This is a genomic window from Alkaliphilus crotonatoxidans (assembly GCF_054658015.1).
This window is the reverse complement of sequence record NZ_BAAHXS010000004.1, coordinates 430,093-445,479: the sequence shown is the minus strand read 5'-3', so window position 1 is coordinate 445,479 and position 15,387 is coordinate 430,093. Positions and strand designations below refer to the sequence as shown.

Genomic DNA, 15,387 nt, shown 5'->3' with positions numbered 1-15,387 from the left:
ACCACTTGTATTGCAGCAGCAATCATAGTAAATTGATTTAATTAATTTGTAAGGGGGAGATTGTGTGAAAAAAGGATGTCCATATGGTACCCATCGGGTAATTGAACCAAAGGGGGTACTGCCTCAGCCTGCTTTAAAAATTGACAACACCATGGAAATTTACGACAACGAGATTTTAATTGATGTAATAACCCTCAATATTGATTCTGCCAGCTTTACACAGATTAAGCAGGAGGCCGGGGGCGATGAGGAAAAAATTAAAGAAATTATGCTCAAAATCGTTGAAACCAGAGGTAAGCACCAAAACCCTGTAACGGGCTCCGGGGGAATGCTGATTGGCACCGTTGAAAAAATCGGTGATGCCCTGGTGGGAAAAACCGATTTAAAGGTAGGTGATAAAATTGCCACCCTGGTATCATTGTCCTTAACACCCTTAAGAATTGATGAAATTGTGGCCATTAGAAAGGACATTGATCAGGTAGATATTAAGGGTAAGGCAGTTTTATTTGAGAGCGGAATTTACAGTATTATACCAACAGATTTGCCAGAAAACCTGGTATTGTCTGTTTTAGACGTGGCTGGAGCCCCTGCCCAAACGGCTAAGCTTGTTAAGCCGGGCGATCGAGTGGTTGTAATCGGCGGTGGGGGAAAGTCAGGCATGCTGTGCTTGTATGAAGCTAAAAAGCGAGGGGGCATTACAGGCCAGGTAATTTGCGTGGGGCCCGATGAGGCTTCCATTCAAAAAGCCAGGGAATTAGAGCTGGCCCATGATTACTTAATCGCAGATGCCACCAATGCAGTTGAAATGATGAAAAAGGTTAAGGATATCACCCAGGGAGAAATGGCCGACATCGTTATTAACTGTGTCAATGTCCCTAACACCGAAATGGCCAGTATTTTGGCGGCAAAACCCGATGGGCTGATTTATTTCTTCAGCATGGCCACCAGCTTTACCAAGGCAGCCCTGGGGGCTGAGGGGGTGGGTCAGGATACCACCATGATTATTGGAAACGGCTATACCAAGGGCCACAGTGAAATAGCCCTACAGATCATGCGAGAAAGTGAAAAGCTGAGAAAGGTCTATGTAGAACTATATAGTTAATATAAAATTGAAGGGAGAGGTTACATGCGTGATTACAAAAAGGTACCCCTATGGAAGGATGTTACGGAGGAGCAATGGAATGACTGGAAATGGCAGGCGGCCAATCGTATTACAAAGCTAGAGGACCTAAAGAAAATTATCCCTCTAACTGAAGAGGAAGAGAAGGGCATTACAGAGTGTCTTAAAACCTTGAGGATGGGAATCACACCCTACTATGCCACCCTGATGAATCCAGAGGATCCCAACTGCCCCATTAGAAAGCAGGCCATTCCCATTATGAAAGAGATCCATAAGAGTGAAGCCGATATGGAGGACCCCCTCCACGAGGATGCAGATTCACCAGTACCGGGCCTCACCCATCGCTATCCAGACAGGGTGCTGCTGTTAATTACCGACATGTGTGCCATGTACTGTAGGCATTGTACCAGGAGGAGATTTGCCGGACAGCAGGATAAAGGGCTGCCCCTTGATCGGATTGATGCCGCCATCGAATATATTAGAAAGCATCCAGAGGTACGAGATGTGCTTTTATCAGGGGGAGACTGTCTGCTGGTCTCTGATGAACGGCTGGAATATATTATTAGTCGCCTGAGAACCATTGAACATGTTGAAATTATCAGGCTGGGCTCCAGAACCCCGGTGGTAATGCCCCAGCGAATTACCCCGCAGCTGGTAGAAATGCTTAAAAAGTATCATCCTATTTGGTTAAACACTCATTTCAATCATCCAAAGGAATTAACCCCTGAGGCAGAGGCAGCCCTGGCCCGATTAGCCAATGCCGGAATTCCCCTGGGCAATCAGTCGGTGCTTTTACGGGGAGTTAATGATTGCGTTCACGTGATGCGAAGGCTGGTTCACAGGCTGGTAAAAAATCGTGTCAGACCCTATTACATTTATCAATGTGATCTTTCCATGGGTATCGGGCATTTTAGAACACCGGTGGCCAAGGGAATTGAAATTATAGAAGGCTTAAGGGGCCACACCTCGGGCTATGCAGTACCTACCTTTGTGGTGGATGCGCCGGGCGGGGGCGGTAAAATTCCTGTAATGCCCAACTATGTTATTTCTCAATCTGCCAACAAAATTATTTTGAGAAATTATGAAGGTGTGATTACCACCTATACAGAGCCCGGGCATTATGAAGATGCCTGTCAATGTGATGTGTGCAGAGGTGAAAAAAAATACCGGCTACAGGGTGTGGCAGGTCTTCTTGCGGGAAACCAAATTGCCCTGGAGCCTGCTAAATTAGAAAGACATCAAAGAAGCTAGGGAAGCTGGGGGCCTTTGGGCCTCCTGGCTTCAGCGAAGGGGAGAAAGGCATGACCCTGCTTAATCTGATTAAAGACCAATATAAAATTGTTTCTGTCGTGGGTATGGCAAAGAATGCAGGAAAAACCGTAGCCCTAAGGAGTCTGATGGATCAGGCCCAGGGCCAGGGGATTCCCTTGGGGCTCACCTCCACCGGCCGGGATGGAGAAAGCCTTGATATTGTAACCATGACTGAAAAACCAGTGCTGGATGTACCGCCGGGAACACTCATCAGTACAGCAGCCGATGCCCTGGCCAGAAGTCAAACAAGATTGGAAATACTTGAGGTGACAGACCTCAATACCCCCATGGGTAAAATTGTAATTGGCAAAACTATTAACCAGGGGCTGGTGGAGCTGGCTGGCCCAGAGACCAATCGGCAAATACGACTGGTGGCACAGAAGATGCTGGCCTATGGAGCGGCTCTGGTTGTTGTTGACGGAGCCATAGACAGAAAGGCAGCTGCGGCCCCAGCCATCACTGAAGCTACTATTTTGGCCACAGGGGCAGTTCTCAGTCGAGACATAAACAGGGTTATAGCGGAAACAGCCCATCAGGTGGAGCTATTTACCTTAAAATCTCCCCAAGATTTATTATTAAAGGATCAAATGAGGAATATAATGGCGTCGGGGGCCTATGGGGTAATTCATAACGACGGAAGATTTGAGAAGATTCCCATTACCACGGCCCTAAGGGGAGGCCGGATCATTGGGGCGACCCTTACCGACAGCAGCCGTTATGTTATCTTGCGGGGCAGTCTGGTGAAAAGCACCCTGGAAGACATCTCCCAGACCTCATATTATTTTCAGCAGGTTATTTTTGTGGTTCAGGATGCCACAAAAATTTTTATTGAGCCTAGGGACTGGAAGCATTTTAATAAAAAGGGCTTTACCATTCAGGTCTTGGACGAAATTAACCTGGTGGCGGTTACTACCAATCCCTATGCACCCCAGGGATATTATCTTGATCCCCGGGAGCTTAGGGATAAAATGAAAAGGACCCTGGCTCCCCTGCCGGTATTTGATCTTTACTTGGAGGAGGAATAGCATGAATAATTCCCTAATGTCCATAAAAACAGAGCAGGAGATTGGTCTTAGGGCCATCCTCCAGCGTATCAATACCCATACTCCCTACGGAAAAAAGGCCAGGGAACAAATGGCGCCATTTTTCCCGGGGCAGGAGGCGGTGCTGGAAAGGGTATTTGATCAGGTGACTCTTCTGATAAAGACAATTGATCAGCAACCAGCCCTTTTAAGGCTGCTAAAATCCAGCTTTAGTACCATAAAGGACATAACGGGCTCCTTAAGCCGGGTTAAAGGTCATGAAATATTAAATGAAATCGAGCTATTTGAAATTAAGTGTCAGATTATGGATATGAATCTGATGGGGAAGGCGCTTCAGCCATACCTAATGGGCAGTTTGGCAGAATACCAACTGGAGCCATTAACAGAAATTGAAGCCCTTTTAGACCCCGAAGGCTATGGTGTAAAGAGCTTTTATTTGTATGATTCCTATTCTCAGGAATTAGCCAAACTTAGAAAAGAAAAACAGCAATTAGAAAAAAAAATTCGCCATGAGGAAGCCTTAATCCATCAGGAAATTCATCGTGAAATTGGAATCAAGCCAAGGCCCAACGGCGAGCTGCATCTTCCAAAGGCCCATTATGATAAAATTGAAGCGCTTCAAAAATCCCCCAGGCTTTATGTGGCCTCAGAGGGGCTACAGGGAATTGTTTTTAAAATCATTCAAAGCCAGGAAGTTCACCGGCTTCAGGAAGACCTGGAGAATATCAGAGCATTGGAAGAGACCGAGGAGCTTCGGGTAAGGGGCATGCTGTCACAGGAAATCGACCGCCTAGCTGAACCCCTAATTAAAAATATTAACAGGCTGGGCGCCCTAGATTTATTGTTGGGAAAGGTTTTGTTGGCTAAAAAAATAAAAGGGTGCCGACCTCAGCTCCAGAAAGAACCTCATATGGATATTAGGCAGGGCAGGCACCCTGCTGTAGAGGAGGCCCTGGCCAATAGAGGCCTTCAATACACCCCGGTTGATCTTTCATTAGGTCAAGGGGTTACTCTGATTACAGGGGCCAATATGGGCGGGAAAACCGTCACCCTCAAGCTCCTTGCCCTGGTGGCAGCCATGGCCCAATGGGGACTCTTTGTTCCTGCCGAGGCCTGTACCCTGGGGATGGTGGAATTTATCCACTTTTCCACTGGTGACAATCAATCTATGGAGTCAGGTCTATCGACCTTTGGGGCCGAAATGAAGGAATTAGGTCAGGCCCTTAAAAAAAGCCAGACTAGGGGACTCATCTTAATTGATGAGCTGGCCCGGGGAACGAATCCCCAGGAGGGCTATGCCATAACCTACTCGGTAATTGAATATTTAAAGAAAATGCCTGCTACCTCAGTAATTACAACCCACCATGAAGGGCTTGGCCATGTTGAGGGCATTTCCCAGCTACAGGTTGTGGGACTTAGAAATGTAACCCTGACAGAGCTAAGGGCGGCCTTTCAAACCTATCAGCATCATGATCAGGTGCTGCAAAGATATATGGATTTTCGTCTGGTACCCATGGCTGAACCGGGGGAAATCCCAATGGAGGCATTAAAAATTGCCGAGCTAATGGGGATTGATGAGGAAGTGCTTCAACGGGCAGAGGAAATTCTTGCTGCCAGGCTTAAAGGGGAGCAAAAGCTGTATGGAATGAATTGATGTCAGAGGAGGGGTTCTATGGAAAGTAAGTTAAATCTCGACCAAGAAATTATTAATAGAGCCAGGAATGCGGCTAAGCACATTGCCGATGAGGTACAGGAATTTATTGATCTGCATACCACCGTCAGCGTAGAGCGAACCATAGCCAGGCTCATGGGAATAGATGGGGTAGACGATACAGATACGCCTTTACCCAATGTGGTGGTGGACCATATTAAAGAAAATGGTGGTCTGGGCCAGGGAATTGCCTACTGGCTGGGAAATGCCATGGTACATTTTGATTTGAGTCCCCAGGAAATTGCAGAGGCGGTGGCAAAGAAAGAAATTCATTTACTGAGGGTTCCCGGTGAGTCGCCAAAGGCTATTCAAGAGCGGATTACACCTATCGTTTTAAAAATGGTAGAAAGGATAAGGGAAAATCGACTAAGACGTGATGCCATGATCAAGGGGCTGGGAGAGGGAAAAAGACCCTACTTGTACGTAATCGTGGCTACGGGAAACATTTATGAAGATGCAGTACAGGCCCAGGCCGCTGTCCGTCAGGGAGCCGACATTGTTGCAGTGATCCGGTCGACGGCCCAAAGTCTTTTAGACTATGTGCCCTATGGTGCCACCACCGAGGGCTTTGGCGGTACCTTTGCCACCCAGGAAAACTTCAAGATTATGCGTAGGGCTTTGGATGAAGTGGGAGAAGAGGTGGGGCGATATATTCGCCTGTGCAACTATTGCTCTGGTCTGAGTATGCCTGAAATTGCAGCCATGGGGGCCTTGGAAAGGCTGGATGTAATGCTGAATGATGCCCTCTATGGTATTTTGTTTAGAGACATTAATATGCAGCGTACCTTGATTGACCAATTCTTTTCTCGTGTTATTAACGGCTATGCTGGAATTATCATTAATACAGGCGAAGACAATTACTTAACCACCGCCGATGCTGTGGAAGAGGCCCATACGGTGCTGGCTTCCCAGTTTATCAATGAACAGTTTGCCCTAAAGGCAGGAATTCCCGAAGAGCAAATGGGCCTGGGCCATGCCTTTGAAATGGACCCTAATCTGACCAATGGTTTTTTACTGGAGCTGGCCCAGGCCCAAATGGCAAGGGAAATTTTCCCCAAGGCTCCTTTAAAATACATGCCCCCCACCAAGTTTATGACAGGGGATATTTTCAAGGGCCATGTACAGAATGCCCTCTTTAACCTGGTGTCAATCTGGACAGGACAGGGAATTCAATTATTGGGGATGCTGACGGAGGCAATCCATACCCCCCATCTTCAAGACCGGGCCCTGTCAATTGATAATGCCCAATATATTTTTAATAACTGCCAAGACTTAGGCAGCGAAATTGTCTTTAAGGAAGACGGTATCATACAAAAAAGAGCCCAATCGGTTTTACAGGAGGCAGCTGCACTACTGGAGCAAATCGAATACGATGGACTCTTTAAAACCATCGAGGAAGGAAAGTTTGGTGGCGTCAAACGCTCAAGAACCGGCGGCAAGGGGTTAGAGGGAGTCATCAGGAAGGCCCCCGGATACCTCAATCCCTTCGTTGAAATTATGCTTGAGGAGGGTTCGTCATGGAAATAGAAAAAATTGATTATTCACGGGTTAAGCCCTATGGCGATACCTTAAATGACGGAATGGTGCAGGTAAGCTTTACCCTGCCGGTGCCCTACGGTGAGGAGGCCAGAGAGGCCGCCAGGCAGCTGGCTGGCAAAATGGGCCTTGAGGAACCCTCGGTGGTTCATATGAAGGGGCTTAGCCAGGGCTACACCTATTTTATAGTCTATGGGAAATGTGTCCATACCGTAGATTACAATGCCATTGAGGTGGTTAAGGTAGATGTAGAAACCCTGTCAATGGAAGAGGTAGAGGAATTTATTGAAAGCCAAATTGGCAGGCCCATTGTGGTGGTGGGGGCCTGTACCGGAACCGATGCCCATACCGTGGGAATAGATGCCATAATGAATATGAAGGGCTATGATGGTCATTACGGCCTTGAAAGATACAAGGGCATTGAAGCCCACAATTTAGGCAGTCAGGTTTTAAATGAAGACCTGGTGGCCAGGGCTATCGAGCTAAAGGCCGATGCCATTTTGGTTTCCCAGGTGGTAACCCAAAAGGATGTACACATTCCCAACCTGACTCAATTGGTGGAGCTTTTAGAAGCAGAAGGACTCAGGGATCAAGTGGTATTGGTCTGCGGTGGCCCCAGGCTGAGTCACGAGCTGGCCAAGGAGCTGGGCTACGATGCTGGCTTTGGAACGGGTAGCTTTGCCGAGGATGTAGCCACCTTTATAGTACATGAAATCGCCAACAGGAAAATGGGATTGGTGTAATTAATTGTCGTCGACCCCCAATAGCGTAAAAAACACGGGGGATCGACGACAATTTTATTTGAAGCTGTATTTAAGCCATTGGAATGGATAGCCGGAAATATTAGAGAAAATCGCCAGACCAATGACAGCCTGGTTTACCTTTGACAAAATATAGTAAAGGTGTTAAACTCAATGTATGTAACGGGTTTAGAAAGTACCTATAAGGAATTGAAACTAAACAATAAGTAAATCATTCCGAAAACTATGATGGCGTTTAGAAAGTACCTATAAGGAATTGAAACCTGAGGCTGGAGTAGAAAAGAGAGCTGATTTACTAGGTTTAGAAAGTACCTATAAGGAATTGAAACCTATATCTGAAGGGGGTGAGTTTTCCCGCCAAAACGTTTAGAAAGTACCTATAAGGAATTGAAACGCGGTTGCGATATTGTCTGAAAAACCCTGTACGCCTGTTTAGAAAGTACCTATAAGGAATTGAAACCCTGTTGTATGGGTGAAAATCAGTAATAAGTTAATCGTTTAGAAAGTACCTATAAGGAATTGAAACAAAGCTATAGGCGATATGACAACAGTTGAATTTGCAGGGTTTAGAAAGTACCTATAAGGAATTATGATTTTTCCTTAGCCATCTGACTTTTAAAAGATTAGATGGCTTTTTTACGCCCATTTTTAACCATGGAAATTGGTATAAATAACCTGACCTATGGTAATAATTACAAAAAAACAAATGGGGTGAAATCATGTCAAAGGAAGCAACCATTAGACAAATTGTTTTGGTCACCGATGGTGAGTCAAATATGGGTGGTGACCCGGTATTGGCAGCAAGGGCCGCCCTTCGGCAGGGAATAACGGTCAATACAGTGGGAATTATCGCCCAAAACCAGCAGAAGGAAAAGCCCTTCGAGGAAATTGTGAACATTGCCAAGGCAGGGGGCGGCCTATACGAGTACAGCTACATTGAAGCCCTGTCTCAAACGATACAGAGCTTAAGCTACCAAACCGTTAGCTCGACCCTTAAGGAAACCGTCAATAGGCAACTAAAGGAAATAATCGGTTCAGACCTGTCTCAAATGGCCCCAGATTCAAGAAGTAAAATACTAAACTACATAGACGAGTATTCAGAGGAAATTACAATTTACTGCTGTATTCTCTTGGATTGCAGCGGCAGCATGACCACCAAAATTCAGGCAGCCCGCCATAGTATTATGGATTTGGTTGAATCCTTCAGGGGAAGAAGGGGAACAGTTCATTTGGCAGTGGTGGGCTTTCCGGGCGATGGAAAGGCCAGTACCATCGTACTGCAAAACTTTGGTGAAAATCCCCAGCAATTAGAGCGAAGTCTTTATAGAATCAAGCCCGGTGGAGCAACACCAACGGCATTGGCCATTGAACGGGGAATAGAGCTAATTGAAGAATACACTGGAATCAAGCAGCATATGGAACCCCAGTGCTTAGAAGAATTTATCGGGTAGGGAGCCATCCCTACCTTTTTTATCAATAAAATTATAATTAACAGGTGAGGCCATGAAAGGAAAAATGCTGATTGATGTCCCTTATATAACGGGAAAATGGTCTAAAGAACGCTTTAAGGTAATTAAACCCCTTGGAATGGGGGGGACTGCAGCGGTTTATCTGGTCTATGGAGAACAGCAGAAAAAGTATTTTGCCCTAAAGGCCGGTACCGAAAACCTATCAATTAATCGAGAATACCATATGTTAAAGCAGTTTGAAAAAACTTCATTTGTGGTAAATGTATATGGAATAGATGACTGTGAGGTTCATGGAAGATTACTGCACTTTTTACTTTTGGAATATATTCCTGGACTCAACCTGAAGGCTTACTCCAGGAATAAGCCCATGGAAGCCCAGTTATGCCTGACGATATTAATGGTAATGCTTAAAGGCCTAGAATATTTCCATAGGATGGGCTACATATTAGGAGATTTAAAGCTGGAAAATATTATGATAGATGAAAAAAATCATCAATTGAAGCTGATTGATCTGGGAGGCGTGGTGAGACTGGGGGAAGGAATTAAGGAATACACCCCGGCCTATGATCGAGCCTGCTGGCATTGTGGCATCCGAAGGGCCGAAATTTCCTATGAATACTTTGCTTTGACCATGATGTTGATTCGGCTTTTGCTGGGTGAAAAGCTCAATCCCTATCGTCAGACCAAGAAACAGCTGATGGGGCAAATTATGGCCCTCTCCATCAGCAATGATTTAAAGCAATTTATAGTACGATCCCTCAATCAAGAAAAAACCTTACTAGAAGGGTTTGAAAAGCGAATTAATGAATTATATAATATAGAAGGGCAGTGTGCCCTGAAAATGAAAAAAAAGAAGCTTGATATCAACATACAAAGATTTTTTGCAGCCAGCCTAGGTCTGATGCTGTTAACTGTTCTATTGATTTTCTTAACAAATTATTAAATAAAAAGATTGTTGGCTGATATAAAAGGAATATTTGAAAAAACAGAGAAATAATTTATTTAGAAGAATGAGGGATGACCCATGACAGTAATTGACAAAATAAAAGAAACCATTGATTTAAATCATTTATTAAAAAGGGGAGATAAGGTAGTTGTTGCAGTTTCAGGAGGGCCCGATTCAGTGTGTCTGCTCCACGGCTTATATTCCCTTCAAAAAGTTTATGATATACAGCTCTATGCTGCCCATTTGAACCATAATTTTAGAGGAATCGAAGCCCATAAGGATGCCCAGTATGTTACACAGCTTTGTGAAGGCTTGAATATTATGTGCTTTGTAAAAAGCGTTGATGTTCCCGGCTATGCCAAGGAAAAGGGGCTGTCCATGGAAGAAGCCGGCAGAATTCAACGGTATCGCTTCTTTGATGAAATTGCCCAAAGGGTCGGGGCAGAAAAAGTTGCTGTGGCCCATAACTTAAATGACCAGGCTGAAACAGTATTAATGCGCCTGATCAGAGGTGCAGGACTTCAGGGTCTATCGGCAATACAGCATCGACGGGATCAAATTATCAGACCCCTGTTGGATGTCAGCCGTCAAGAAATTGAAGCCTATTGTCAGGAATATAAGCTGCACCCTAGAATTGATCAAAGTAATCTTGAACCAATTTATCACCGAAATAAAATAAGGCTTCATCTTATTCCCCATCTGGAATCAGAATATAATCCCAAAATCATTGAAGCCCTTGGCAGAACTGCTGCCCTTTTAAGGCAAGACCATGATTTTATCGATCAGCAGGCCAGAGATATGTATAACATATTAAAAACCAATGAAAACCAAAAGACAATCAGCTTTGCCATTCATGGACTCATTAATTTACATACGGCTCTTTTAACCAGAATTTTTCGATTAACAGTGGAAGAATTAGCGGGAAAGGGCGAGGGGATTGAATTTAAGCATATCGATCTATTACAAAATTTCTTGAAATTAGATGGAAGCGGTAAACAAATTCAATTACCCCTGGGAATAACCGTAAAAAAAAGCTATCATCGGGTCATATTTACAACCAATGTTACTGAAGCGGAGCAAAGGTTTCATTATACCGTGGAAGCACCGGGCGAAACCTATATACAGGAGTTAAACGGTACTTTTCGTTTTAAAATATTAGAAAAGAAAGAATTGAAGGGCTATCCTAAGGAGCCTTATTTAAAGGCCTTTGATTACGATAAAGTTTCTAAGGGACTGCACATTCGAAATCGTCGGGAAGGAGACCGATTTGTCCCTCTGGGAGCAAAGGGAAGTAAAAAGCTAAAGGATTTTATGATTGATCATAAGGTGGAAAGGGAAAAAAGAGAACAGGTTCCTATATTATGCGATGGCGAGAATATTATGTGGGTCGTTGGGTATCGTATTAGTGAATTATATAAAATAACTAATAAAACCAAAAGAATTTTGATGGTAGAGTACCTGGAGGCCAGTTCAGAAGCCTTGTAGAGGTGAATTTTGTGAAAGTTGTTTTTAACAACGTAGTATGGTAAAATATTAAAATGCAGTAGACTAAGAACTAGCATTTATTGAGAGGAGGACTTTTGTTGAGGAAAATTTTCCGAGGAGCCAGCTTTTACATCTTCGTATTCATTGCACTACTGCTCTTGATACAGCTATATGGAAAGCCGGGGCCTTCACCTGTAGACTTAACATTTTCAGAACTATATAAGGCACTAATTGATGGTAACGTCAAGCAGGTTCATATTGTTGAACGTTCTATAGAGGGAATTCTCGTAGAAGGAGATAAACAGTTTAAATCCTATATTCCCGATGTGTACAGTACAGAAAACTTTACCAGAATACTAGAGGAAAGAATGGATCAGGACCCTAATTTTGTGGTTGAGGCAGAACCGCCAGCTGGTACACCCTGGTTTATAGAATTACTGCCCTCAATATTTATGATCTTGATTTTTGTTGTATTTTGGTTTGTATTTATGCAGCAATCCCAGGGGGGCGGCAGTCGAGTCATGTCCTTCGGGAAAAGCAGAGCAAAGCTTCACAAGGAAGATGAGCGCAAAAAAGTTACCTTTGACGATGTAGCCGGCTTGGATGAAGAAAAGGAAGAGCTTCAGGAACTGGTGGATTTCTTAAGGAACCCTCGCAAGTATATTGAATTGGGTGCCAGAATTCCTAAGGGAATTCTGATGGTAGGTCCTCCGGGTACCGGTAAGACCTATTTAACCAAGGCCGTTGCTGGAGAAGCCGGAGTTCCCTTCTTTAGTATCAGTGGCTCAGATTTCGTTGAGATGTTTGTAGGGGTAGGTGCCTCCCGTGTAAGGGATTTATTTGAACAGGCAAAGAAAAATTCCCCTTGTATTATATTTATTGATGAAATTGATGCCGTAGGGCGAAGAAGAGGTGCCGGGTTAGGCGGTGGCCATGATGAAAGAGAGCAAACCCTCAATCAGCTATTGGTTGAGATGGATGGCTTTGGAATCAATGAAGGGATTATCATTGTAGCCGCCACAAACCGTCCTGATATTTTAGACCCTGCCCTATTAAGACCTGGTCGATTTGACAGGCAGGTGGTGGTAGGTGTTCCCGATATCAAGGGTAGAGAGGCTATTTTAAAGGTTCATGCCAAGGGCAAACCCATGGCAGAGGATGTTCAAATTGATGTGCTGGCTCGACGAACTCCAGGCTTTACACCAGCTGATATAGAAAACCTAATGAACGAGGCAGCCCTATTGACAGCAAGAAAAAATGAAAAGAAAATTAGAATGGCCACCATTGAAGAGGCTATTACAAAAGTAATTGCCGGGGTAGAAAAGAAGAGCCGGGTGATCAGTGAAAAGGAAAGAAGGCTTACTGCCTATCATGAAGCCGGGCATGCGGTGGTAGCAACCTTAACCCCCAATATGGACCCAGTACATCAGGTAACCATTATACCTAGGGGCAGGGCCGGTGGCTTCACCATGATTCTGCCAACCGAGGATAAATACTATACGACTAAAACAGAGATGGAATCCCATATTGTTCATCTTTTAGGAGGAAGAGTAGCAGAAAAACTGGTATTAGATGATATTAGTACCGGAGCCTCCAATGACCTTCAGCGGGTTTCAGCAATTGCCAGGGCCATGGTTACCCAATATGGTATGAGTGAAAAGCTGGGTTCAATGTCCTTGGGCGGCAATGAAGAGGAGGTCTTCCTTGGTAGAGACATGATATCAAGGCGAAACTACTCTGAAGAGGTGGCAGCTGAAATTGACCGTGAAATTAAGCGAATTGTTGATCATGCATATCAACAGACTGAAAAACTTCTAAGCGAAAATATAGATAAGCTGCATATCATTGCAAAGGCCCTTCTTAAGCTGGAAACCCTTGATGCAGATATGTTCGATAAAATATTTAAGGGTGAATTAGTCATTAATGACGAAGATAGCATCGAAGATATTGAAAAGCGATTTAAAGAGCTTAAGGCATCTGAAATCAAGCTTGAGAAGAAGGATGACCCATCCGAAGCTGCAGAAAATAAGCAGGTTGAGGCTGTCGATTTAGCCAAGGAAGTTAAAGAAGTTGAAGATGAACCAAAGGAAAATCAAGATAAAAAGGATTAGAAAAGGGCCTCCAGTGTAAGCTGGAGGCTTTTCAAATTCACGGCATTATGCCCTTGGTATCTTTTTTAAGAATTATTTAAATTTTGAGAAGGAATTTAATAAAAGAAGAAGAATATAAATAAATATAAATAATTTTTTAACAAAGTATTTGCTGTGTGAAGATTTTAAAATGTCATATTAACTTCATTTGTCTCCTTAATATTGCTGGGTTTTTATTGAAGAAATCCTCCATTTCTTCCCCCGTAAAAGCCAAAAAGCCATAGATAATTTTCTATGGCTTTTTGATTTATGGGGGCTATAATAAAACAACAGAGGGGGTGAAAACGTTTACAAATAGGAAAGTATTCTTAATGCAGAAAGGAAAAGAGAAAGGGTTTTAAGAAAAAAGTTACAAAGGGGGAAAATTAAATGCGGTTTGATATTGTAGCATGGATTACCAGTCCGTATATTTTAATGGCAGTTGCAATTTTTACTGGGGTATTGTTTGGTAATATTAAAATAGGTAAGTTTAATTTTGGGGCCTCAGGTTGTTTGTTTACAGGGCTTATCATAGGATGGCTGGTTTACCGATACGGCCTTAGTATACCAGAAGGACATGAGGGCTATCAGGCGGCTCAAAGCATGCTCTCTGCCGGTGTCATTTCCCAAAGCTTTTTTACACTGTTTCTAATCTTCTTTGTGGTGGCGGTAGGGCTACTGGCAGCAAAGGATTTAGGGGCAGTATTAAAAAAATACGGTGGAAAATTTGTCGTTCTGGGCTTTCTTATCACCTTGGCAGGTGCTGTTGCCACCTATGGAATGGTGTTAATTAGCCCTGCTGACAATCCCTATGAGGTTTCGGGTGTCTATACCGGTGCTATGACCAGCTCCCCCGGGCTGGCGGCCGCCATCGAAACCGCCCGAAATCATGCAACGGAACGGGTAAATGCCTTTGAAACGGCTGATCCCTACGAAAAAGAAAAATTTATAAAAATCCTTGATCCCAATGGAGAGCTTAATATAGAAACCCTTAACGATCTTACCAATGAACAAAAAGGGCAGTTCATCAAAAATGCAGAGGCAGGTATTGGCCTGGGATATGCTGTAGGTTATCCCTTCGGCGTTTTGGTAGTAATATTAGCAATCAATTTTATTCCAAGGATTTTTAAAATTGATTTGGAGGAAGAGCGTAGCCGATTTAAAAAGGAAATGGAAGAGGCTCGGGCTTCGGTCAAAGGAACAAAAGAAATACCTGAAACCAGCTTTGATATTATCGCCTTTACCATAGCTTGCTTTTTTGGGTATTCCATTGGAATTATTGAAATTTATTTAGGTTCTCTACTGGGGTACTTCAGTTTAGGAGCCACCGGCGGTGCCTTGATCGGGTCATTAATTCTAGGGTATATTGGAAAAATTGGGCCCATAAACTTTCGCATGAATTCCAAAATCCTAAGTGTGGTAAGGGAATTGTCCCTGTGCTTTTTCCTGGCCATTGTTGGATTACGATATGGATATCGTGTTTTTGAGGCAATCATGGGAACAGGAGGTTCACTGGCTATAATTTCCCTTTTTGTGGGGTTAATGGGGATTTTAATTGGATACCTGGTAGGGCGGTATATCTTTAAGCTGAATTGGATTATGCTGGCCGGAGCCATTTGTGGTGGAATGACCTCTACACCCGGCCTTGGAGTGGCCATTGACTCATTGGAAAGTGACGACCCTGCCGCGGGCTATGGTGCCGTATATCCCTTTGCCCTACTGGGAATGGTTTTATTCACCATAATACTTCACCGATTGCCTATGTAAATTTAATACGATTTAACGTAAAAAGGGTGGTAGTGAAAGAAATTCGGTTAATATTTACAGTAATTTCCTATAAACTAAGTGCTGGACCATAATATAAGTCCATATCCTA

11 protein-coding genes and 1 CRISPR repeat array are annotated in these 15,387 nt (G+C 43.8%); all 11 genes read left to right on the top strand.

The window, feature by feature from the left end; all coding sequences use genetic code 11:
* The first annotated feature begins 64 nt into the window (after positions 1 to 64).
* The 11 genes from kdd to ACYQ1I_RS04645 all read left to right on the top strand — a co-directional run bounded on the left by kdd (position 65) and on the right by ACYQ1I_RS04645 (position 15,278).
* On the top strand, positions 65 to 1,102 hold the full coding sequence (gene kdd, locus ACYQ1I_RS04695; RefSeq protein WP_459762857.1) for an L-erythro-3,5-diaminohexanoate dehydrogenase: 1,038 nt from the start codon (positions 65 to 67) through the stop codon (positions 1,100 to 1,102).
* Between the two features lie 24 nt (positions 1,103 to 1,126).
* Positions 1,127 to 2,371 (top strand): lysine 2,3-aminomutase, encoded by a 1,245-nt coding sequence (gene kamA, locus ACYQ1I_RS04690; protein WP_459762855.1) that lies wholly within the window; start codon positions 1,127 to 1,129, stop codon positions 2,369 to 2,371.
* Between the two features lie 50 nt (positions 2,372 to 2,421).
* Positions 2,422 to 3,456, top strand: coding sequence for a lysine 5,6-aminomutase reactivase subunit KamB (kamB, locus tag ACYQ1I_RS04685; RefSeq protein ID WP_459762853.1), 1,035 nt, complete (start codon positions 2,422 to 2,424; stop codon positions 3,454 to 3,456).
* A 1-nt stretch (position 3,457) separates the two neighbouring features.
* Positions 3,458 to 5,128, top strand: coding sequence for a lysine 5,6-aminomutase reactivase ATPase KamC (gene kamC, locus ACYQ1I_RS04680; protein ID WP_459762851.1), 1,671 nt, complete (start codon positions 3,458 to 3,460; stop codon positions 5,126 to 5,128).
* Positions 5,129 to 5,146: 18 nt separating this feature from the next.
* Positions 5,147 to 6,712 carry a lysine 5,6-aminomutase subunit alpha gene (gene kamD, locus ACYQ1I_RS04675; RefSeq protein ID WP_459762849.1) on the top strand — a complete coding sequence of 522 codons (1,566 nt, stop codon included), beginning with the start codon at positions 5,147 to 5,149 and terminating at the stop codon, positions 6,710 to 6,712.
* Positions 6,703 to 7,464 carry a lysine 5,6-aminomutase subunit beta gene (kamE, locus tag ACYQ1I_RS04670; protein WP_459762847.1) on the top strand — a complete coding sequence of 254 codons (762 nt, stop codon included), beginning with the start codon at positions 6,703 to 6,705 and terminating at the stop codon, positions 7,462 to 7,464. The genes kamD and kamE overlap by 10 nt, the downstream gene beginning before the upstream one ends.
* 184 nt (positions 7,465 to 7,648) lie before the next feature.
* Positions 7,649 to 8,076: direct repeats of the CRISPR family, unit length 30 nt; unit sequence GTTTAGAAAGTACCTATAAGGAATTGAAAC.
* Positions 8,077 to 8,201: 125 nt separating this feature from the next.
* A complete protein-coding gene (locus tag ACYQ1I_RS04665; protein ID WP_459762846.1) occupies positions 8,202 to 8,933 on the top strand; it encodes a vWA domain-containing protein in 732 nt (243 codons plus the stop codon).
* Positions 8,934 to 8,985: 52 nt separating this feature from the next.
* Positions 8,986 to 9,894 (top strand): protein kinase domain-containing protein, encoded by a 909-nt coding sequence (locus tag ACYQ1I_RS04660; RefSeq protein WP_459762844.1) that lies wholly within the window; start codon positions 8,986 to 8,988, stop codon positions 9,892 to 9,894.
* A gap of 81 nt (positions 9,895 to 9,975) precedes the next feature.
* On the top strand, positions 9,976 to 11,382 hold the full coding sequence (tilS, locus tag ACYQ1I_RS04655) for a tRNA lysidine(34) synthetase TilS (RefSeq protein WP_459762842.1): 1,407 nt from the start codon (positions 9,976 to 9,978) through the stop codon (positions 11,380 to 11,382).
* A gap of 98 nt (positions 11,383 to 11,480) precedes the next feature.
* Complete coding sequence (gene ftsH, locus ACYQ1I_RS04650; protein ID WP_459762840.1) at positions 11,481 to 13,493, top strand: ATP-dependent zinc metalloprotease FtsH; 2,013 nt, start codon at positions 11,481 to 11,483, stop codon at positions 13,491 to 13,493.
* 408 nt (positions 13,494 to 13,901) lie between these two features.
* Positions 13,902 to 15,278, top strand: a complete 1,377-nt coding sequence (locus ACYQ1I_RS04645; RefSeq protein ID WP_459762838.1) for an aspartate-alanine antiporter-like transporter — start codon at positions 13,902 to 13,904, stop codon at positions 15,276 to 15,278.
* Positions 15,279 to 15,387 lie beyond the last annotated feature (109 nt).

Coding starts and splice junctions, on each gene's coding strand:
- kamA (WP_459762855.1), top strand. CDS start 1,127: ATGCGTGATTACAAAAAGGTACCCCTATGGAAGGATGTTACGGAGGAG.
- kamB (WP_459762853.1), top strand. CDS start 2,422: ATGACCCTGCTTAATCTGATTAAAGACCAATATAAAATTGTTTCTGTC.
- kamC (WP_459762851.1), top strand. CDS start 3,458: ATGAATAATTCCCTAATGTCCATAAAAACAGAGCAGGAGATTGGTCTT.
- kamD (WP_459762849.1), top strand. CDS start 5,147: ATGGAAAGTAAGTTAAATCTCGACCAAGAAATTATTAATAGAGCCAGG.
- kamE (WP_459762847.1), top strand. CDS start 6,703: ATGGAAATAGAAAAAATTGATTATTCACGGGTTAAGCCCTATGGCGAT.
- ACYQ1I_RS04665 (WP_459762846.1), top strand. CDS start 8,202: ATGTCAAAGGAAGCAACCATTAGACAAATTGTTTTGGTCACCGATGGT.
- ACYQ1I_RS04660 (WP_459762844.1), top strand. CDS start 8,986: ATGAAAGGAAAAATGCTGATTGATGTCCCTTATATAACGGGAAAATGG.
- tilS (WP_459762842.1), top strand. CDS start 9,976: ATGACAGTAATTGACAAAATAAAAGAAACCATTGATTTAAATCATTTA.
- ACYQ1I_RS04645 (WP_459762838.1), top strand. CDS start 13,902: ATGCGGTTTGATATTGTAGCATGGATTACCAGTCCGTATATTTTAATG.